This is a genomic window from Acidovorax sp. AC410 (assembly GCF_979253235.1).
In genome coordinates, this window is record NZ_CEEDCG010000001.1 from 1,893,651 (window position 1) to 1,914,119 (window position 20,469).

Here is a 20,469-nt window from a genome sequence, read left to right on the forward strand (position 1 = left end):
AGGGGCCAGGCGCCCATGCACGCTGCGGGTGCGTTTCGCTGCGCGTTTTTTTTGCCACCTTCTTCCTCACCATCGAATCCGGTTCGGGCTCTCTCCTTCCATGCTGGCTACACCGCTTCCCGCAAGAACCTATCCACCGCGCACGGATTCGCGCGCCTGACCATGGAGCATCCAGAGCACGCCACCGCTGAGGCTGCGCGGCTCCATGCACTGCAGTCCTACGCCATCCTGGACACCCCTTCCGAGGATGCCTTCGACAAGCTGGCCCTGCTGGCCTCGCGCATCTGCCAGACTCCGATGGCGGTGGTCAACTTCGTGGACAGCGAGCGCCAATGGTTCAAGGCCGCCGTGGGCATCCCGTTTCAGGAGACCGACCGCGCGGTCGCGTTCTGCGCCCATGTGCTGCATGGCAGCAAGGAACCGGTGGTGGTGGACGATGCCAGCGCACACCCCGTGTTCTCGCACAACCCGCTGGTGACCGGCAGCCCGCACATCCGCTTTTACGCCTGTGTTCCGCTGGTCAATGGCGAAGGCTTTGCCCTGGGCACGCTGGCCGTGCTGGACACCCGCGTGCGGCCCCTGGGGGCTGAACAACTCGACGGCCTCAAGGTGCTGGCCGAGCAGGCCATGGTGCAGCTGGAACTGCGCCGCCAGCAGCGCCTGCTGGCACAGCTGGTGGAGCAGCGCGACCGCATGCACGACGAACTGGTGGAGCAGGGCGAGACGCTGCGCGTGGCCGGTCGCATCGCGCAGGTCGGTGGCTGGATCGTGGAGCTGCCCAGCATGCGGCTGAGCTGGTCGCAGGAGATCGCCGCCGCTTATGGGCTGACCCGGCGGGTGGGTGCCGTGGGCCAGATCCTGGACCTCTACACGCCACCGTACCGCAGCGCCTTGCGCAATGCGTTCAGGGCCTGTCTGCGGCACGGCACCGCCTTCGACCTGGAGGCCGAGGTCGTCATGCCGGGGGACCGGCATTTCTGGGTGCGCACCGCCGGCCAGGCGGTGCGGGATGCGCAGGGCCGTGTCGTGCGCATCCAGGGGGCCTTCCAGGACATCTCGGCGCGCCACCAGGCCGACTTGGCACTGCAGCGCAGCGAGGAGCGCTTCCAGCTTGTCTCGCGTGCCACGGCCGATGCGATCTGGGACTGGAACCTCACCACCGACGCCATGTGGTGGAACGAGGGCATGCAGACCCTGTTCGGCGTGCCGCTCGACCAGTTGCCGCCGGACAGTACCTCCTGGACGCTGCGGCTGCACCCCGAGGACAGCGAAGCCGTGCTGCGTGGCATCCACGCGGCCATTGACGGCACCGACAGCCACTGGTCGGCCGAGTACCGCTTTCGCCGCCAGGACGGCAGCTATGCCTGGGTGCTGGACCGCGGCTTCCTGATCCGCGACGGCAACGGGCGCGCGGTGCGCATGGTCGGTGGCATGGCCGACCACAGTGCGCAGAAAGCGGTCGAACTCGAAGCCCAGCGCGACACACGCAACCATGCCGAGCTGCTGCACCTGCAGCAGCGCATCTCCTCGCTGGACATGCCGCTGGCCGACGTGCTGCACATGGTGGCCGAGGCGGTGCAGCGCCAGACCGGCGCGCGCGGCGCCATGGTGGAATTGCTCGAGGGCCGGCACCTGGCGGCCAAGGCCTCGGCCGGCGACATGGTGCGGCCCGAGGGCGACCTGCTGGCGGTGGATGAAAGCGTTCTCTGGCCCTCGCTCCAGCAGGGCCGCACGGTGCTTTGCAACGACACCGAGGGCGAAGGCTGGGACATGCAGTCCATGGTGCACCGCCGTGGCGTGCGCTCGGTGATGGCCGCGCCGCTGCGCGCAGGGGACGCGGTGGTGGGCTCGCTCACGGTCACCTCGGACCAGGCGAATGCCTTTTCGCGGCGCGACGTGGCGCACCTGGAGATCCTGGCCGAATCGCTCGGGGCCATGGTGCAGTTGCGCCACGTGGCCGGGCAACTGCATGCCTCGGAGCTGCAGTACCGCATGCTGTTCGACGAGCATCCGCAGCCCATGTGGGTGTACGACCGCGCAAGCCTGCGCCTGCTGGCCGTGAACCACGCCATGGTGTACCACTACGGCTACAGCGAAAAGGAGCTGCTGCGCATGCGCATGCAGGACCTGTGGCCGGCGCAGTTCCGCGAGGTTGCCGAACGCAAGCTGCGCGCCATCGACCCGCAGCAGCGCAGCCTCCCCAAGGTGCGCCGGCACGTGCGCAAGGACGGCAGCCTGATCGACATGGAACTCACGGCGGGCAACATCGACTTCAACGGCGTGGCGGCGCGCCAGGTGCTGGCCTCCGACGTGACCGAGCGCGTGCGCAACGAGGCCGAGCTGGCGCGCATGGGCCGTGCCCAGCGCCTGTTGAGCGCCTGCAACGAAACCCTGGTGCGCGCCACCTCCGAGGCCACGCTGCTGCAGGCCATCTGCAAGATCGCGGTGGACATCGGCGGCTACCGCATGGGCTGGGTGGGATTTGCGCGCGATGACGAGCGCAAATCCATCGAACCGGTAGCCCATGCGGGCCACAACGACAACTACCTGGAGACCCTGAAACTGAGCTGGTCGGAGGACGAGCCCTATGGGCGCGGGCCCGCCGGCCGCGCCGTGCGCTCGGGCCAGCCCGAGATCGTGCGCGACATCCGCACGGAACGCTACTTCATGGACTGGACCGCGCGCATGCTCGAACACGGCTTTCATGCCGTGATCTGCCTGCCGCTGCGCGACCGCGACAGCACCTTCGGCCTGCTCTACCTGTACGCCCCCGAGGTGCTGCAGGTCAGCGCCGAGGAAACCACGCTGCTGCAGGAGCTGGCCAACGACCTGGCGTTCGGCATCACCAGCCTGCGCACCCAGAAGGCGCAGCAGCGGCTGCAGGCCTCGGTGCTCAAGGTGGCGGCGGCCGTATCGGCCAGCACCGGCACGGAGTTCTTCGAGCAGCTGGTGCGCAACATGGCTGACGCCCTCGACGCCCAGGGCGGCTGCGTGGTGCGCCTGCTGCCGCACTACCACGACGAGCCACCCCGGGTGAGCACGCTGGCGGCCGTCCTCGATGGCCAGCTGCTGGCCCCTACCGACTACACCCTGGAAGGCACGCCCAGCCTGCAGCTGCTGAACCAGCGCCAGTTCGTGGTGACCGATGGCGTGCAGCGGCAGTACCCCGAGGCGCCTGTGCTGCGCATGGTGCAGGCCCGCGGCTACGCGGGGCAGCAGCTGTGCAATGCCGATGGCGAGGTGGTGGGCCTGGTGTTCGTGCTGTTCCGCCAGGCCATCGCCGATCCGAACTTCATCATCTCCACCCTGCAGATCTTCGCGGCCCGCGCCTCGGCCGAGATCGAGCGCCAGGTGGCCGATGCGCGCATACGCCACCAGGCCTCGCTGCTGGACAAGGCGCAGGACGCGATCATCGTGCGCGACCTGGAGCACCGCATCATCTTCTGGAACCAGAGCGCCGAGCGCCTGTACGGCTGGTCGAAGCTGCAGGTGCTGGGCCAGTCGATCGAGACCCTGCTGTACGAGGACCCCACGCACTTTCGCCGCGCCACCCAGGCCACGCTGGAGCATGGGGAATGGACCGGCGAGATCGTGCAGCAGCACCGCGATGGCAGCTCCATCGACGTGGAAGGCCGCTGGACCCTGGTGCGCGGCGACAACGGCCAGCCGCATTCCATCCTGGCCATCAACACCGACATCCGCCAGCGCAAGGCCACCGAGCGCGAGATCCAGCGCCTGGCGTTCTACGACCCGCTGACCGGGCTGCCCAACCGCATGCTGCTGATGGACCGCATGCACCAGGCGCTGGCCAGCGCCCGGCGGCACCAGCGCGGCGGGGCGTTGCTGTTCATCGATCTCGACAACTTCAAGACCCTGAACGACACCCTGGGCCATGACCAGGGCGACATGCTGCTGCAGCAGGTGGCCCAGCGCCTGAACACCTGCGTGCGCGCCGTGGACACGGTGGCGCGCCTGGGCGGCGACGAGTTCGTGGTGATGCTCGAGGAGCTGAGCCCGCTTCCCGACGAACTGGTGCTGCATGCGCGTTCGGTGGGCGAGAAGATCCTGGCCACGCTGGCCCTGCCCTACGCGCTGGCGGGCTACCAGTACCGCAGCACGCCGAGCATCGGCGTGGCCCCCTTCACGGGCGGGCAGACCAGCGTGGGCGAGCTGCTCAAGCAGGCCGACCTGGCCATGTACCAGGCCAAGACGGCGGGCCGCAACACGCTGCGCTTTTTCAACCCGCAGATGCAGGCCGTGGTGACCGAACGCGCCTCGCTGGAAACCGACCTGCGCTCGGCGCTGGCGCAGGAAGAGTTCCTGCTGCACTTCCAGCCCCAGGTGCGCCAGTCGGGCCTGGTGGTGGGGGTCGAGGCGCTGCTGCGCTGGGCGCACCCCCAGCGCGGCATGGTCTCGCCGGCGCAGTTCATCCCGCTGGCCGAGGAAACCGGCCTGATATTGCCGCTGGGCCGCTGGGTGCTGCACACCGCATGCAAGCTCCTGGCCAGCTGGCAGGACGACCCGGCCCTGAGCCACCTGACCGTGGCCGTCAACGTGAGCTCGCGCCAGTTCCGCCATGCGAGCTTCGTCGACGACGTGGCCCGGGTGCTGGCCATCACGGGGGCGCCCTCGGGCCTGCTCAAGCTGGAGCTGACCGAGAGCCTGCTGGTGGAGGACATGGAAACCACGATCGCCACCATGACCGCACTGCGCTCCTATGGGGTGGGCTTCTCGCTGGACGACTTCGGCACCGGCTATTCGAGCCTGAGCTACTTGAAGCGCATGCCGCTGGACCAGCTCAAGATCGACCAGAGTTTCGTGCGTGATCTGCTGACGGACCCCAACGACGCGGCCATCGTGGACACCATCATCGGCCTGTCGCGCAGCCTGGGCCTGGAAGTCATCGCCGAGGGCGTGGAAACGGCCGAGCAGCGCGAGCTGCTGGCCCGCGCAGGCTGCCAGCTCTACCAGGGCTACCTCTTCAGCCGACCCCTCTCCGTGGACGTCCTGGAGGCCTTCCTGCGCAGTCCTGGGTAAGAAGCCCCCCTGAGAGGCTGAGAGTCTTTCATCCATGCCCGCCTTGCACGGCCAAAAAACTCCCAGCCTCTGAGTCGCTTCGCGCCTTCTCCCGGAGGGGGACACCCCCAGCGCGGCGGGGCGGCCCTTGCGCGGGGGCACTGGCTTCGGTAGTGCCGGTTTTTAGGGGCTGACCCGTCCTGAATAGCGTTGACACCTCAAACGGTTAAACAAGCCGGAGCAACCCGGCCAATGACGCCCGATGCACCGCATCGGGTGTTTGCATTTTCAGCGACAGATGAACCCTCTCGTGGTTGTATATCTCTATTGACTGCTGCACCATGCGCCTGGCTTGATGGATGTCTTGTGGCCGGCTCAACAGGAACTCCGTCTTCAGAATCCCGTTGACCCGCTCGGCCAACGCGTTCTGGTAGCAGTCGTAGCCGTCCGTCATCGAGCAGGTCAGGCCATGGTTGCGGTGAAGCTGCTGGTAGTAGGTCGAGCAGTACTGGATCCCCCTGTCCGAATGGTGTACTAGGCGCTGGCGGGTCTGGCGCTGCCTGAGCGCCATCTGCAACGCCTGCGCCACCTCCTCGGTCTGCAAGCTCTCGTGCACGTGCCAGCCCACGATCTTGCGGGAGTGGGCATCCGTCACCAGGCTCAGGTACACGAACCTGCCTGCGGTGGGCAGGTAGGTGATGTCGGCCACCCAGACTTGCTCACTGTGGGCAGCATGCACCTGCTGTGGCCCGACCTTGAGCAGATTGGGATGGCGCCTGAAGCGGTGGTGGCTGTGGGTGGTCTTGTGGTACGCACGTCCAGGAGGAACCAGCATCCTGGCGTTGCGCAACACGTCGAACATGGCGTCCCGGCCCAAGACAATGCCCTGCAGGCCCAATGGTTCACGCAGCATGTGATGCAGCTTTCGCGTGCCCACCCGAGGCTGGCGCATGCGCAGCTCCTTGACCTGTTGAACGACAACCTTGGCGTGCTCCACGCGCTGGGCATGTCGGCAGCGCCCTTGGTAATACGCTTGGCGACTCACGCCCATGTGCTGGCAAGCCCTGCTCACGCTCAGCCCTTGGATGAGGGCTTGGTCGAGGACTTGCCAGAAGGCTTTTTTACGATGCGCACCCCATAGTCCTTGCGCAGCACGTCGATCACGGCTTCGAACAACTGCGCCTTCTGCTGGGATTGCTGCAATTGCGCCTTCAGCGCTTTGATCTCTTGCTCGGGTGTGAGGGGGCTGGGGGCTTTGTCGATGGGCATTGCCGTCAATGATGCCGCACGCGGCCAGCCCAGTCTGCCGTGTTTGCGAAGCCACGCCAGCACCGTCGACTTGCCCTGGATGCCGTAATGCACCTGGGCTTGTTTGTAGGTGAACTGGCCTTTTTCTACCTGCTCGACAACTGCCAGCTTAAAGGCCATCGTGTAGTCGCGCTGCGTGCGCTTGGTCCTTGATTCCATGACACTTTTCCTTTTTGGGGAGGGAAGGTGTCAACGCAGGGCAGGACGGGTCAGGCATGTACGGAAGGGGGTGCAGAGAACGCAGCCGCCTTTTGCTTCTGAACCCCGTTTGGCTGACGACGAAGGGGCGTGGAGCGGCGACCGAATGTTGTTCCCTGTCTTCTTCTTAAAGTCTTTATAAATACATAGTCGTAGTAGTAGAGCCGGGGTATTTGTGTGGACAAGTGCCAATTTCCCTGTCCTGGCAAGCACTTGCGTCGCGCCAAACCCTGTGCGCGGCACGCGGTTCCCGCTGTAGCGCCAACGGGGACAACCATCGGAAACGGCACTTCGCTGTGGACAACCGGGCGGTTGTGCCAGCAATTCCCCCAAAGTTATGCACAAGGACCTGCCCGTACCGGGAGAAGTTGCCGCACCGAGGGCCTTTTTCACCCAGTGTTCGGCCTTGTGCGTTCATCTCCTGCCTTTTCGGCCATCTGCGGACCTGGAAGGTGGCTGCCGGGCCACCGGATCCACCGGCAAGGCCCCTGGAAGCCCTCTAGGCCCCCTGCGGTACCCCACGACCTGCACAGGCTTGCCAGGTGCAATCAAGTGCTCCTCAGCGGTCTGCAAAGGGCACGGACGGTCGCTCCCTGCCTGCAGGCAGGCACCCAGCGGCCGCAGTTGTCTTGGCATCGGCCCTGCGCGAGAGGCGCCAGGACGGTCGACCGGGCCTGCCTTGGGTGTTGCTTGTTATTCTTTGATAGCTCTATAAATCAATAGCAGTAGTAGTAGAGCAGGGGCTGTTGTGTGGACAAGCCCGTTTTTCGCAATGCTGGCGCGCACTTGCGTGGCGTCAAACCCTGTGGCGCGAGGGGGTTGAACTTTGGACTCTGATGACAACAACTTTTGGCCACGGCGCAGTTCTGTGGATAACCGATAGGTTGTTCGGGAACCATGCCCATGGTTATCCACAGAGGGTGTGGGGCCTGGGTGAACCGCACACCGTTATGTGATGGAGTGTAGAAACGCCTCCGGCGGCGCCTGAGCAGGCCGCCATCTCGCCTTGTGGGCCAAAAAGGAAAGGGCCCTTTCGGGCCCCTGGGGGTTGCACCTGGCGCTTGCTTACTTCTGCGCTGCTGCGGCACCGGCGGGCTTGTCGCCGTGGCCGCGGTGGCCATGCTTGCCATGGCCACCGTGCGGGCCCATGCGGTGGGTGCGTGCGTCGAAGGTCTTTTGCTGCTCGGGCGTCAGCACCGCATAGAAGGCCTTGGTGGCTTCGCCGCGGCGGTCTGCCTCGGCGGCGTGCTGCGTGCGCAGGACACGCATGCGGTCGATGCGCTCGGGGGTGGTCAGCTTGTCCAGCTCCTTGCGGTCCAGGCGGGCATGGCCGTCACCCTGCTGCATGGAGGCGGTGAAGCTGTTCCAGGCCGGCTCCTGGTTGGGGGTCAGCTTGAGTTGTTCCTTGAGCGCGGCGGCGCGCTGGGCCTTGTGGGCCTGGTGGCGCTCGCGGTGTTCGCCCGGACCCTTGCGGGCATCGGCGGCGGCTGCCGCGCCCACGGCGGGCGGGTTGGCAGGGGGAGTGGGCTGGGCCAGCACCGGCAGGGCCAGGGCGGCGAGGACGGCGACAGCAACGGTGTGGCGGGACAGGAAAGCCATGGTGAGAGTCCTTTCAGAGGGAGGAAGGGCCCCGGAACGGTGGTTCCAGCGGTTGACTGCAGTGTCTGCCTGCCATGTATCGCCCGCATGCACGTTGTTTGTCCCAGTGTAAAGTTGTGACAAGAAGATCGTCTTTGCCTGTGGGAGGTTGCAGCTATCAAAAGCGGAGCAGGCGCCGGGATTTTCCCTGTGTTGCGCTGCGGCCCGCTGCGCAGGGGGCGCCGACCACCGACAATGGAGGGTTCCGTGCCAGCGCCGCAGGCGTGCATGGCACCGGTGGACAGCTTCGTCCGGTAACCAGAGGGTTTTTCGTGTTCAAGAACATGATCGTGTACCGCATTGCTCCGCAATGGCAGGTGGAATTGACGCAGGTGGAAGAGGCGCTGGCCAAGGCCCCCTTCATGGAGTGCGGTGCCACACAGGAAAAGTCGCTGGGCTGGGTGCCGCCGCGCGGCGATGAGCATGGCGCCATGGTCGAGTCGGTGGGAGGGCAGTGGATCCTGCGCTTCATGGTCGAATCCAAGGTGCTGCCAGGTTCGGTGCTCAACCGCCGTGTGAAGGAAAAGGCCGAGCGCATCGAGAAGGAAACCGGGCGCAAGCCGGGCAAGAAGGAAAGCAAGGAGCTCAAGGAAGAGGCCAAGCTCGACCTGCTGCCCATGGCCTTCACCAAGCAGGGCTCGATGTGGGTGTGGATCGACAGGGAAGCACGCACCATCGTGTTCGACACGTCCAGCCAGGGCCGTGCCGACGAGGTCGTTTCGCTGCTGGTCGAATACCTGCCGGGCCTGTCGGTCTCGCTGCTGTACACCGAGACCAGCCCGCAGGCTGCCATGTCGCACTGGCTGAGCACGCAGGAGCCGCCCGTGGGCTTTACCGTGGACCGCGAATGCGAGCTGAAAAGCGCCGATGAGTCCAAGGCCGTGGTGCGCTACTCGCGCCACCCACTGGACATCGAAGAGGTGCAGGCGCACATCGCTGCCGGCAAGCTGCCCACCAAGCTGGCGCTGACCTGGGACGATCGCGTCTCGCTGATGCTGACCGAGGGGCTGCAGATCAAGAAGGTGTCCTTTCTGGACACCGTGTTCGAAGGCACCAAGGCCGATGACGGTAGCTTCGACACCGACGTGGCGATTGCCACGGGCGAGTTGTCCAAGCTGATCCCCGACCTGATCGAGGCGCTGGGCGGTGAATCCGATGGCATTGGGGCCAGCGCTGTTGCGCAGGCCATTCCCGCAGGCAGTGGCCCTTCGGGACCGGTTCTGGCCGCTGCGGTGCCTGCGCCGCAGCGCGGCAAGGACGTGGCGGGGCGCGCCATCACCGGGCCGGCGATGGCACCGGCGGACACCGACCCGGATTCGGCGCCGTTCTGAGCGAGATGGGTGCGGCGGTGACGGGCATGGACATTCCCTGCGGTCGATGAAAGCCATTCCGCCCATCCACCTGATCCTGGCCTTCGATGCGGTGGCGCGGCTGTGCAGCTTCAGCAAGGCAGCCGAGGAGCTGCACCTGTCGGACAGCACGGTGAGCCACCGCATCCGCGCGCTGGAGCGGCTGCTCGCGCAGCCGCTGTTCGTGCGCAGCACGCGCGCCGTAGCGCTCACGGCCGAAGGGGCGCACCTGCACCAGCAACTCAAGGAGCCGCTGCACCAGCTGCAGCAGATCTTCGGCGCGGGCGATCCTGGGCAATTGCCGGTGGTGCGCATCAGCGCCTTGCCCTCGTTCGCGCGCTGGCGCCTGGTGCCGGCACTGTCACGCCTGGGCGCCCAGCCGCCGGCGTGGCGCGTGGAGATCCATCCCTCCATCGACACCGTGGACCTGGAGCGGGGCGATGCCGACATTGCCGTGCGCTTTGCGCGCACCCGCCCGGCCGCCTACCACTGCGAAAAGCTCATGGACGACGAGTGGTTCCCGGTGGCGGCGCCGGCCTACCTGGAGCGCCTGGGCGTGCCGGCCGGCACGGCCGCGTTCCGCAAGGCGGTGCTGCTCGCGCACACGCGCCAGCCCTGGAAGCCCTGGCTGGACAAGGCGGGTATCCGCGTGCTGGCATCGCGCCAGCAGGGCATGGCGTTCACGGACACGGGCTTCGTGCTCGATGCGGCGCTGGGCCTGCAGGGCATAGCGCTGGGCCGGCGCTCGCTGGTGCAGGACCTGCTGGCCAGCGGCGCGCTGGTGCGCCTGGGCGAGGTGGCTCTGCCTGCGCAGCAGTCGTACTACCTGCTCGTCTCGCAGCGCATGGCCATCACGCCGCAGGGGCAGCAGGTGATGGCCTGGATCCGCAGCCTGGTGCCGGTCAGCCCGCCAGCGTGAGCACGATGCCGGCCAGCACGCCGGCGATGGCCAGCGACTTCTGGGCAATGAAGCGCTCCCGCAGGAACAGGGCACCGAGCGCGAACACCATGACCAGGTTGCTGCGGCGCAGCACGGCGATCACCGAGATCATGGCGCCCTCGGTCTGCACGGCAGCGAGGTAGAGGTACTCCGCCGCCAGATAGGCCAGCGCGATCGCAGGCACGGCCCAGTGGCGCGTGAACAGGCCGCGCAGCGAAAGGCTGCGCCCCACCCAGGGCAGCAGGGCCAGTGCGATCACGCCGCGCTGCAGCGCCGACCAGGCCTGCACGGCCGCCAGGTCCAGCCGCAGCCCGGCGAGGATGTGCTTGTCGTACAGCGCGTTGGCCGAGGACAGCAGCGTGGCGGCCAGCATGCACAGCACCCAGCCGTCGCGGTGAAAGCGGATGCCCTCGCGGCTGCCGATGCGCGCGAACAGATGGTAGGACAGCATGGACACCGCCAGGCCCAGCCACTGCCACCCGGTGAGCTGCTCGCCGAGCAGCACGATGGCACCCGCTGCCGTCCACAGCGGGCCCGACGCGCGCACGCCGGCCGAGATCGACAGCGGCAGCGCCTTGACCGCGTAGTACGACAGCACCCAGGTGGCGACCATCATCAGCGACTTGGGAAGCACCAGGGCCTGTTCGCGCCAGGACAGGGGTGCCGGAGAGAGGCCCCAGGGCTGCAGCACCTGCGATGCCGCTGGTGGCGCGAGCAGGAACGGCGCCCACACGAGCGCGCCCAGCACGGAGGACAGCAGCACCACTTCGAGCACGCCCTTGTCGCGCAGCGCGAGCTTGGTGAGAAAGTCGTAGCTGCCCAGCACCAGGCCGGCGAAGAGACCCAGGGCGACCCAGGTCATGGGGTACCCCAGCGGGTAGGGGACGAGACAACGGTGAAAGGCAGCACGGGATGTTTTTCAGCAAGGAGGAAGAAGTCCCCAAGCGTAGAAACATGGCGGCGCTGATTGATGGCCAATGGCCATGCATTGCTGCGCCGCGTTCAGCAATGCGCCCGGCAGCAGGCGCCTGGGCCGATCAGACCCGTTCGAACACCGCCGCAATCCCCTGGCCGCCGCCGATGCACATGGTCACCAGCGCATAGCGCCCGCCCGTGCGGTGCAGTTCGGCGATGGCCTTGGTGGTGATGATGGCGCCCGTGGCGCCCACCGGGTGGCCCAGCGAGATGCCCGAGCCGTTGGGGTTGACCTTGGCCGGGTCCAGGCCCAGCTCCTGGATCACGGCGCAGGCCTGGGCGGCGAAGGCCTCGTTGGCCTCGATCACGTCCATGTCCTGCACCGTGAGGCCGGTGCGCTGCAGGACCTTTTGTGTGGCCGGCACCGGGCCTATGCCCATGTAGGCCGGCTCCACGCCCGCATGGGCGTAGCCGACCAGGCGGGCCAGGGGCTTGAGGCCCAGGGCCGACACGCGCGCGCCCGAGGCCAGCACCACGGCGGCTGCGCCGTCGTTGATGCCCGAGGCATTGCCGGCGGTGACCAGGCCGTCCTTCTTGAACGCGGGCTTCATGCCGGCCAGCACTTCGAGTGTGGTGCTGCCGCGCACATGCTCGTCGGTGTCGAAGACCACCGTGCCCTTGCGCGTGGTGATCTCCACCGGCACGATCTGCTCGCGGAAGTAGCCCGCAGCGATGGCGTGGGCTGCGCGCTGCTGGCTCTGCACGGCCAGCTGGTCTTGCGCCTCCCGCCCAATGCGGTAGCGCTCGGCCACGTTCTCGGCGGTGATGCCCATGTGCATCTTCTGCCAGGGGTCGTGCAGGATGCCGAGCATGTAGTCGATGCTCTTGGCATCGCCCATGCGCGCGCCGTAGCGCGCGGCGGTGTCGAAGTAGGGGCCGCGGCTCATCGACTCGCTGCCGCCGCCGATGGCGATGTCGCAATCCCCGTAGCCGATGGCCTGGGCCGCCGAGATGATGGCCTGCAGGCCCGAGCCGCACAGCCGGTTGACGTTGAAGGCCGGCGTCTCGATGGGGCAGCCGGCGTCGATGGCGGCCACGCGCGCGAGGTAGGCGTCCTTGGTGTCGGTGGGGATCACGTTGCCCATCACCACGTGGCCGATGGCGTCAGCCGGCAGGCCGCTGCGCGCGATGGCGGCCTTCACGGCGGTAGTGGCCAGGTCGGTGTTGGGCACGTCCTTGAGGCTGCCGCCGAAGGTGCCGATGGCGGTGCGCGCGGTGGAGAGGACGTAGACGTCTTGGAGGCTGCTCATAGGGAATGTGTCGAAGGAGAAGAGAGGGAATTCAGCGCCCGTTGAACTGGGCGGGCCGGCGTGCGTAGAAGGCCGCTATGCCTTCGCGGAAGTCTGCGGTGGCGGCGCAGTGCGCGAAGGCCTGCTGCTCGGCCGCCAGCTGCTCGGGCAGGCTGCGTTCCAGCGACTGGCGCATGAGGCGTTTCATTGCGCCATAGGCCACGGTGGGGCCGGCGGCCAGGCGCTCGGCCACGGCGGTGGTGGCGGCGTCGAGTTCGGCCATGGGTACCACGCGGTTGACCAGGCCCAGGCGCAGCGCATCCTCGGCCGTGAAGGCATCGCCGAGCAGCGCGATCTCCAGCGCCTGGCGCAGGCCCACCATGCGCGGCAGCGCCCAGGAGGCGCCCACGTCGCAACTGGTGCCCAGGTTGATGTAGGCCAGGTTCAGGCGCGTGCCCTCGGCCATGAGCACGTAGTCGGCCTGCAGCAGCATCGACAGGCCGGCGCCTGCGGCCACGCCATGCACCTGGGCGATCACGGGCGCATCGATCTGCGCCAGCAGGGCCAGGCCCGCGTGCAACGGCCCGAGCAGGTCCATCGCGCCCTGCACGGGGTTGGCGCGCAGGGTGGCTAGATCGCCGCCGGCCATGAAGCCCTTGCCGTTGCCGCGCAGCACCACGGCGCGCACGCTGGCGTCTGCCGCAATGGCCTGCACGGCGGCCAGGAAGGCCTGGGCCATGGGCACGTCGATGGCGTTGAGCGCGGCGGGGCGGTTGAAGCGCAAGGTGGCGATGGCGCCCTGGCGCTCGTGCAGCAGTGCGGGAGGCGCAGCCTCGGTGTCGTCGGTCATGTCGGTTACTCAGCGGTACAGCGCCTCGATCTCGGCAGCGTAGGTTTTGTAGATGCTGGAGCGGCGCACCTTCATGGTGGCGGTGACCTCGCCGTCGTCGTGGTCCAGTTCCTTGGTGAGCAGGTGGAACTGGCGGATCTGCGAGACCTGGGCCAGGCGCTCGTTGCCACGGCGGATCTCGGTGTCGATGAGTTCGCGCACCTCGGGTGCCTCGACCAGCGAACGGAAGTGCGTGAACGCCAGGCGCCGGGCCTCGGCCCACTTGCCCACGGTCTCATAGTCGATCATCACCAGCGCGCCGACGAACTTGCGGCCCTCGGCGACGATGATGCATTCCTTGATGAAGGGGCTGCCCTTCATGGTGTTCTCGATCTCCGAGGGCGTGAGGTTCTTGCCGCCCGCCGTGATCATGATGTCCTTGAGCCGGTCCACGATCTTGAGTTGGCCCTGCTCTTCGCGCACCACGTCGCCGGTGTGCAGCCAGCCGTCGACGATGCTCGTGGCCGTGGCCTCGGGGTTCTTGTAGTAGCCCGCGAACACCATGTCGCCGCGCAACTGCAACTCGCCGTTGTCGGCAATGCGGTGCTCCACGCCCAGCGTGGGCACGCCCACGGTGCCGACCACCACCTGGTCCAGCCGGTGGCCCGTGACCATGCCGGTGGATTCGGTCAGGCCATAGACCTCCACCAGCGGCAAGCCGAGCACGCGAAAGAAGCGCACCACATCGGGCGGGATAGGTGCGGCCCCGGTGAGCGCCACGCGCGCATCGCGCAGGCCGATGAAGTTCTGCAGCGCGCGGAACACCAGCCAGTAGCTGGCGGCGAAGGTGGCCCGCTCGGCCAGGCTCCAGGTGCTGCGCGGCTTCTCGGCCAGCGGCTGGCAGGCGGCGACGGCGCGGTGGAACAGCCGGCGGCGCAGGCCCCCGGTCTCCTGCAGCTTGATGTGGATGGCGGCATGCATCTTCTCCCAGATGCGCGGCACGCCCAGGAACATGGTGGGCGCCACCTCGCGCAGGTCTTCCTGCACGGTGCGGATGGACTCGCCGAAGTTCACCTGTGAGCCGATGTAGACCGGCACGAAGCTGGTGAGCATCTGCTCGGCCACGTGGCACAGCGGCAGGTAGGACAGGTGGGTGGTGGCGGCATCGAGCTGCAGCCGATCGACGATGCCGGGCACCACGCCGCGGATGTTGCGGTAGCTGATCATCGCGCCCTTGGGCTTGCCGGTGGAGCCCGAGGTGTAGATCATCAGGCCCACGTCGTCGAGCGTCTGGCGCGCGAGCGCCTCGTCCACCAGCGCCTGCTGGCCGGATGCAGCGCCCAGCGCCTCGACCTCGGCGAAGGTGGCGATCAGCGCACGCACCTCGGGTGCAAAGCTGCGCAGGCCCTTGGTCTCCATGACGATGATCTTTTTGAGGCGCGGCAGCTCGGGTAGCGCGGCGAGCAGCTTGTCTGTCTGCTCCTGGTCCTCGCAGACCATGATCTCGATGTCGGCATGGCCGACCACATAGGCCACCTCGTTGGTGGGGCTGGTGGGGTAGACGCCCACGGTGACCGCACCGACCAGGCCCGCGCCCATCTGCGCCAGCACCCACTCCGTGCGGTTCTCCGAGATCACGCCCACATGGCCGCCGGCCGGCAGCCCGAGCGCGCGCAGCCCCAGCCCGAAGTGGCAGGCGCGCTGGTAATAACTGGCCCAGGTGAAGGGCTTCCAGATGCCGAAGTCTTTCTGTCGGATGGCCACGCGCGCAGGCTCTGTGCGTGCGCGCTCGCGCAGCATCTGGGGCAGGGTGAGTTCGGGGAGGGTCATGACAGCCATCTTTTGCGGCGCTTGTAGTGCTTGATGTCCTTGAAGCTTTTCGCTTCGCCACCGCCACCCATGCCGAGGTAGAACTCGCGCACGTCGGGGTCGCTGGCCAGGCGCTCGGCCGTGCCGTCGATCACGATCTTGCCGTTCTCCATGATGTAGCCCTGGTGCGCCACGGCCAGCGCCACGGTGGCGTTCTGCTCGACCAGCAGCATGGAGGTGCCGCGCTCGGCGTTGATGCGCGCGATGATGGTGAAGATGTCTTCCACGAGCTTCGGCGACAGGCCCAGAGAAGGTTCGTCGAGCAGGATCAGCTGGGGCTGGGCGATCAGCGCGCGGCCGATGGCCAGCATCTGCTGCTCGCCACCCGAAAGGTAGCCCGCCAGGCCCTTGCGGCGCTCGTGCAGGCGCGGGAAGTAGCTGTAGACGCTGTCGAAATCGGGCTTTGCATCCTTGCGGCCCGTGAGTGCATAGGTGGCGGCCACCAGGTTCTCTTCGACCGTGAGGTCCTCGAAAACACGGCGGCCTTCCATCACATGGGACAGGCCATGGCGCACCAGCTGCTGGGGCGCCAGGTGGGCCGTGGGCTGGCCGTTGAAGAGAATGCTGCCGCCCTGCACCTCGCCGTCTTCGAGTGCCAGCAGACCCGACACCGCCTTGAGCGTGGTGGACTTGCCCGCGCCGTTGCTGCCCAGCAGCGCCACGATCTGCCCGCGCGGCACGGACAGCGACAGGCCGCGCAGTGCCTGCACGACCTTGTTGTAGATGACCTCGATGTTGTTGACTTCGAGGACGAACTCAGGAGCGTGCGGCATCACGGTCTCGGCGGCTGGGAAGGAGCACTGCGAACCGCGCCGCACCCGGCGCATGCCGTGGGCGCTGCTCTGCCAGCGCAGCCGTGGAACCGGCTTTGCCGGGCCTCGGGGTGCGTCCCCCTGAAGGGGGAAGGCGCGAAGCGACTCAGGGGGGGTGTCAGGGACATCAGAGCTTGATCCAGTCGGAGGCGGCGACCATCTTCTGGGCCTTCATGTCCGCGCGGTACACGCGGCCCACAGGGATGGAGTTGCCGCTGATGGTGATCGGCACGCCGATCAGGCCGCCGGTGTCGAAGTCCTTGATGCTGTTGAGCGCAGCCTTGAGGTTCTTGCCATCGAGCGGCTTGCCCGCATCCAGGCAGCGCTTGGCCGATTCGGTGAACAGCATGGCGGCGAGAAAGCCCTGGATGTAGGCTGTGCTCTGGTACTCGGGGCGCAGCGCGCGGATCTTCTCCAGCATGGGCGCCTTCTCGGTGTCGTAGTAGTAGCGGTAGGGCATCACGCCCATGAAGCCATCGGCGGCCTCGCCCATCTTCATCACGGTGGAGCTGTCCATGGTCCAGAAGGTGCCCATCCACTTGCTGGTCATGCCCTGCTGCTTGCCCTGGGTGATGAACTCGGGGATGGGGGCCAGGATGTAGCCGTGGAAGATGGTGTAGTCGGGCGCGGCGCGGCGCAGCTTGATGACCTCGCCCGAGACGTCCACGCTGCCGGCGGGCGTCATGATCTTGACGGGTACCGACAGGCCGAGCGCCTTGGCCGCGGCCTCGCTCTTGTCGATCGGGTCGCGGCCGAACTCGGAGTCCGAATACACGAAGGCCACCTTGGCACCGGGCTTTTCCTTGGCGATGTGCTTGAGCAGGATGCCGAACATCTCGGTGTAGTCGGGCCCCACGAGGAACTGGTGGGGGTACTTGGCAGGATCGTTGAGTTCGGACGCGAAGGACGCGCCGGCCATCAGCGTGGTGCCGGCGCGGTCGAGCTCGGGGTTGATGGTCTTGGAAAAGCCCGTGGAGTCGCCGTAGTAGAGGTTGACCTTGTTCTGGCTGGTGATCTTCTTGTAGGCCGCCACCGAGACATCGACCTTGTAGCCCGTGTCCTCGGGCACGTACCTGAGCTTGCGGCCCTTGATGCCGCCCGCGTCGTTGACCATCTTCACGTAGTCGCCGATGCCGGCGTTGATGCCCACACCCGCAAACGCGAACACGCCGGTGAGCGGGATGGAGCCGCCGATGACGATGTCTTCGCCCGATTGCGCGAGCACCGACAGAGGGTGTGCCAGCGCGGCAGCGCCTGCGGCGGCGAGCAGCGAGCGGCGGCGTGGGGAGGTGGGGGTCTTGTGCATGCGTGTCTCCTGGTGGTTTAGTTTCTGAAAGGCCAGAGATGGAAGAAACGGCGGATGCGCCGCCACACTTCGGCCAGGCCATGGGGCTCGAAGACGAGGAAGCCGATGATCAGCAGCCCGAAGATGACGGTGCGCACGGGCGAGAGGAACACCGTGAGCTCGTTGCCGCCGGGCAGCAGGTTGACGACCAGCTTGAGCAGTTCGGGCACCATGGTCATGAACACTGCACCCAGGATGCCGCCCAGGATGGAGCCCATGCCGCCAACGATGATGGCGGCCAGGAAGAAGATGGACATCAGCAGCGGAAAGCTCTCGGGCGTGACCACGCGAAAGAAGTAGGCCCACAGGCCGCCCGCCACGCCCGCGTAGAACGAGGACAGGCCGAACGACAGCAGCTTGTAGCGCAGCAGCGGGATGCCCAGCACCTCGGCCGAAATGTCGCGGTCGCGGATGGCGATGAAGGCGCGGCCCACGCGCGTGCGAAACAGATTGGCCGCGCCCAGCAGCATGAGCACGGTGACCGGTACGATCACCCAGTACAGGCGGAACGAGGTGTCGAGCGGCAGTCCGAACAGCTTGGCCGGCGGTACGCTCAGCCCTCCGGTGCCGCCCGTGAACTTCCAGTTGGCGAAGATGAAGTGCGCGATGAACGATGCGGCGATGGTGGCGATGGCCAGGTACAGGCCCTTGACGCGCAGCGAGGGGATGCCCACGATGATGCCGCCCAGCATGGCCACGCAGCCGCCGGCCAGCAGGTTCACGAGGAAGGGCGTGCCCACGCGCGTCTCCAGCACGGCCACGGTGTAGGCCCCCAGGCCCATGAAGGCGGCCTGCCCCAGGCTCACCAGCCCCGTGTAGCCCGTGAGGATGTTGAGCCCCGTGGCGCTGGCGACGTTGATGCTGACCAGGCAGGCCAGGTAGAGCCAGTAGTCGCTGGCCATGAAGGGGAACAGCAGCAGCAGCGCGGCGGCCACGGCGAGCCAGACCTTCTGCGTGCGCGAGTCGAACAGCGCTGCGTCGGCGACGTAGGATTCCTTGAGGGTACCGATGCGCATCAGGCCTCCCGCCGGGCCGCCCCAAGGCAGGCCTGCGCCCCCCTGGGGGGCAGTGAATACACGAAGTGATGAACGTGGGGGCGCATGTTTCTAGAGTCTCTCTATCTCGTGCGTGCCGAACAGGCCATAGGGCCGCACCAGCAGCACGGCCACGAGCACGATGAAGGTGGCCAAGAGCTTGTATTCGCCGCCCAGGTAGGCGCCGGCCAGGGCCTCGATGAGGCCGATGAGCAGGCCGCCGATGAGGGCACCGAGCACGCTGTCGAGCCCGCCGACGATGACCACCACCAGCACCGACAGGCCAAACACGCCCATGCTCGACGAGATGCCGCCGATGGAGCCGACGATGATCCCGGAGACCGCGGCGATCATGGCCGAGACCACCCAGGCCAGCGAGAACACACGCGGCACGTTGATGCCCACCGAGTAGGCGGCGGCCTGGTCGCTGGCCGTGGCGCGCAGGGCCACGCCGCCGCGCCAGAAGCGGAACACCAGCAGCACCGCTGCGATGAAGGCCACGGCGATCATGGCGCCCCAGAACACCTTGGGCGCGAGAAAGGCCTCGCCGACCATGATGGGCTTGGTCGGCATGAATTCGGGCAGGCGGCGCTGGTCGGCCGTCCAGATCATCTCCACCAGGCCCACGAGCACCGAGGCCAGGCCCACGGTGACCATGAAGACAGAGATCGGCGGCTCGCCCAGCAGCGGGCGGATCATGGTGCGTTCGATCACCGCGCCCAAGAGGCCCGAGCCGAGCACCGCCGCAGGAATGGCCAGCCACAGCGGCAGCGCGAAGGTGGCGGCAAAGGTGAAGAACAGGTAGGCGCCGACCATGAGCATCTCGCCGATGGCGATGTTGACCACGCGCGTGGCCTTGTAGACCATCACGAAAGCCAGTGCCGCCAGCGCGTACAGGCCGCCGCCGGAGATGCCGGTGAGGCTGATTTCGAACAGGTAGGCCCAGTCCATCATGCGACTCCCTGCAGCGGCGTCGCGGCCCCAGCATGCAGCCGGGCGCGCAGGTCGCCCACGTCGCCCGAGCCCAGGTAGGCGCGGATGACCTCGGGGTTGGCCTGCACTTCGGCCGGGGTGCCCTGGGCGATGACCTGGCCGAAGTTGAGCACCACCACGTGGTCCGACAGGTCCATGACCATGCCCATGTCGTGTTCGACCATGAGCACCGTGACGCCCCATTCGGCGCGCACGTCGAGGATGAAGCGCGCCATGTCCTCGGTCTCCTCGCGGTTCATGCCGGCCACGGGTTCGTCGAGCATCAGGATCTCGGGCTGCATGGCCAGGGCGCGGGCCATCTCCACGCGCTTTTGCAGGCCGTAGGGCAGGGCCGAGACGGGCGCGTGGCGGATGTGGTCGATCTCCAGGAAGTCGATGATGCGCTCCTCGATGTCGGCGCGCAGCTGCGACTCTTCGCGCCGTGCGCGGCCGATGTACAGCAGCGCGTCGAGCACGTTGGTCTTGAGGTGCGCGTGGCGCCCGAGCTTGATGTTGTCGAGCACCGTCATGCCGCGAAACAGCGCGATGTTCTGGAAGCTGCGCCCCAGGCCCAGCCGGGCACGCTGTGGCGCTGGCACGCGCGTGATGTCCTGGCCCTTGAAGCGAATGGCGCCGCTGCCCGGGCGGTAGAAGCCCGAAATGGTGTTGAACAGCGAGGTCTTGCCCGCACCGTTGGGCCCGATGACGGCAGTGATGGAGCCGGCCTGCACGCCAAAGCCCACGCCGGTGAGCGCCTTGACCCCACCAAAGGCCAGCGTGACGCCATCGACCTGCAGCAGGGGCGGCGCGCTGGCGGGGGGATTGCCGGGTGGGTGTGTCTCCATTGGCTTTCTAATGCGGGTTTGTGCTGACCAGAAAATGCCTGCGGGCCTGCAGAAATTTTCTACTTGTGCGTAAACTGTTTACTCACGAGTAGATTCTGGAAGGCTCTGTG

At 67.1% G+C, this 20,469-nt stretch carries 14 protein-coding genes; 3 read left to right on the forward strand and 11 right to left on the reverse strand.

The features are described from left to right. The first annotated feature begins 162 nt into the window (after window positions 1-162). The gene (locus AC0IZS_RS08765) at window positions 163-5,037 is read left to right on the forward strand and encodes an EAL domain-containing protein (protein ID WP_471635277.1); all 4,875 of its coding nucleotides are present in this window, start codon (window positions 163-165) and stop codon (window positions 5,035-5,037) included. A 205-nt stretch (window positions 5,038-5,242) separates the two neighbouring features. Here AC0IZS_RS08765 and AC0IZS_RS08770 read toward each other — a convergent pair. After that, a protein-coding gene (locus AC0IZS_RS08770) for an IS3 family transposase (RefSeq protein WP_471635278.1) occupies window positions 5,243-6,483 on the reverse strand; the annotation gives its coding sequence in 2 pieces (ribosomal slippage) (window positions 5,243-6,126 and window positions 6,126-6,483; 1,242 coding nt in all). Between the two features lie 1,104 nt (window positions 6,484-7,587). Next, a complete protein-coding gene (locus tag AC0IZS_RS08775; RefSeq protein WP_471635279.1) occupies window positions 7,588-8,121 on the reverse strand; it encodes a Spy/CpxP family protein refolding chaperone in 534 nt (177 codons plus the stop codon). A gap of 311 nt (window positions 8,122-8,432) precedes the next feature. Between AC0IZS_RS08775 and AC0IZS_RS08780 the strand changes: the two genes are divergently transcribed. Next, entirely contained in the window at window positions 8,433-9,491 is a 1,059-nt protein-coding gene (locus tag AC0IZS_RS08780; RefSeq protein ID WP_471635280.1) for a recombination-associated protein RdgC, read from the forward strand. A 46-nt stretch (window positions 9,492-9,537) separates the two neighbouring features. Further along, window positions 9,538-10,428 carry a LysR substrate-binding domain-containing protein gene (locus tag AC0IZS_RS08785; protein ID WP_471635281.1) on the forward strand — a complete coding sequence of 297 codons (891 nt, stop codon included), beginning with the start codon at window positions 9,538-9,540 and terminating at the stop codon, window positions 10,426-10,428. On the opposite strand, the gene AC0IZS_RS08790 is transcribed toward AC0IZS_RS08785, so the two are convergent. From AC0IZS_RS08790 to AC0IZS_RS08830, 9 genes are all read right to left on the reverse strand, one after another. Then, the gene (locus tag AC0IZS_RS08790; RefSeq protein WP_471635282.1) at window positions 10,412-11,311 is read right to left on the reverse strand and encodes an EamA family transporter; all 900 of its coding nucleotides are present in this window, start codon (window positions 11,309-11,311) and stop codon (window positions 10,412-10,414) included. The two genes, AC0IZS_RS08785 and AC0IZS_RS08790, sit on opposite strands and share 17 nt — an antisense overlap. A 175-nt stretch (window positions 11,312-11,486) precedes the next feature. Further along, on the reverse strand, window positions 11,487-12,674 hold the full coding sequence (locus tag AC0IZS_RS08795; protein WP_471635283.1) for an acetyl-CoA C-acyltransferase family protein: 1,188 nt from the start codon (window positions 12,672-12,674) through the stop codon (window positions 11,487-11,489). 31 nt (window positions 12,675-12,705) lie between these two features. After that, a complete protein-coding gene (locus AC0IZS_RS08800; protein WP_471635284.1) occupies window positions 12,706-13,503 on the reverse strand; it encodes an enoyl-CoA hydratase/isomerase family protein in 798 nt (265 codons plus the stop codon). A gap of 9 nt (window positions 13,504-13,512) precedes the next feature. Continuing rightward, window positions 13,513-15,312, reverse strand: coding sequence for an AMP-dependent synthetase/ligase (locus tag AC0IZS_RS08805; protein WP_471635285.1), 1,800 nt, complete (start codon window positions 15,310-15,312; stop codon window positions 13,513-13,515). After that, window positions 15,309-16,124: an ABC transporter ATP-binding protein gene (locus AC0IZS_RS08810; RefSeq protein ID WP_471635286.1), complete on the reverse strand. Its 816-nt coding sequence runs from the start codon at window positions 16,122-16,124 to the stop codon at window positions 15,309-15,311. The genes AC0IZS_RS08805 and AC0IZS_RS08810 overlap by 4 nt, the downstream gene beginning before the upstream one ends. 166 nt (window positions 16,125-16,290) lie before the next feature. Further along, a complete protein-coding gene (locus AC0IZS_RS08815; RefSeq protein WP_322594455.1) occupies window positions 16,291-17,469 on the reverse strand; it encodes an ABC transporter substrate-binding protein in 1,179 nt (392 codons plus the stop codon). A gap of 17 nt (window positions 17,470-17,486) precedes the next feature. Next, window positions 17,487-18,524, reverse strand: a complete 1,038-nt coding sequence (locus AC0IZS_RS08820) for a branched-chain amino acid ABC transporter permease (RefSeq protein ID WP_471635287.1) — start codon at window positions 18,522-18,524, stop codon at window positions 17,487-17,489. Window positions 18,525-18,614: 90 nt separating this feature from the next. Then, window positions 18,615-19,496, reverse strand: coding sequence for a branched-chain amino acid ABC transporter permease (locus AC0IZS_RS08825; protein WP_471635288.1), 882 nt, complete (start codon window positions 19,494-19,496; stop codon window positions 18,615-18,617). After that, entirely contained in the window at window positions 19,493-20,359 is an 867-nt protein-coding gene (locus tag AC0IZS_RS08830; protein ID WP_471635289.1) for an ABC transporter ATP-binding protein, read from the reverse strand. Before AC0IZS_RS08830 ends, AC0IZS_RS08825 begins: the two co-directional genes overlap by 4 nt. Window positions 20,360-20,469 lie beyond the last annotated feature (110 nt).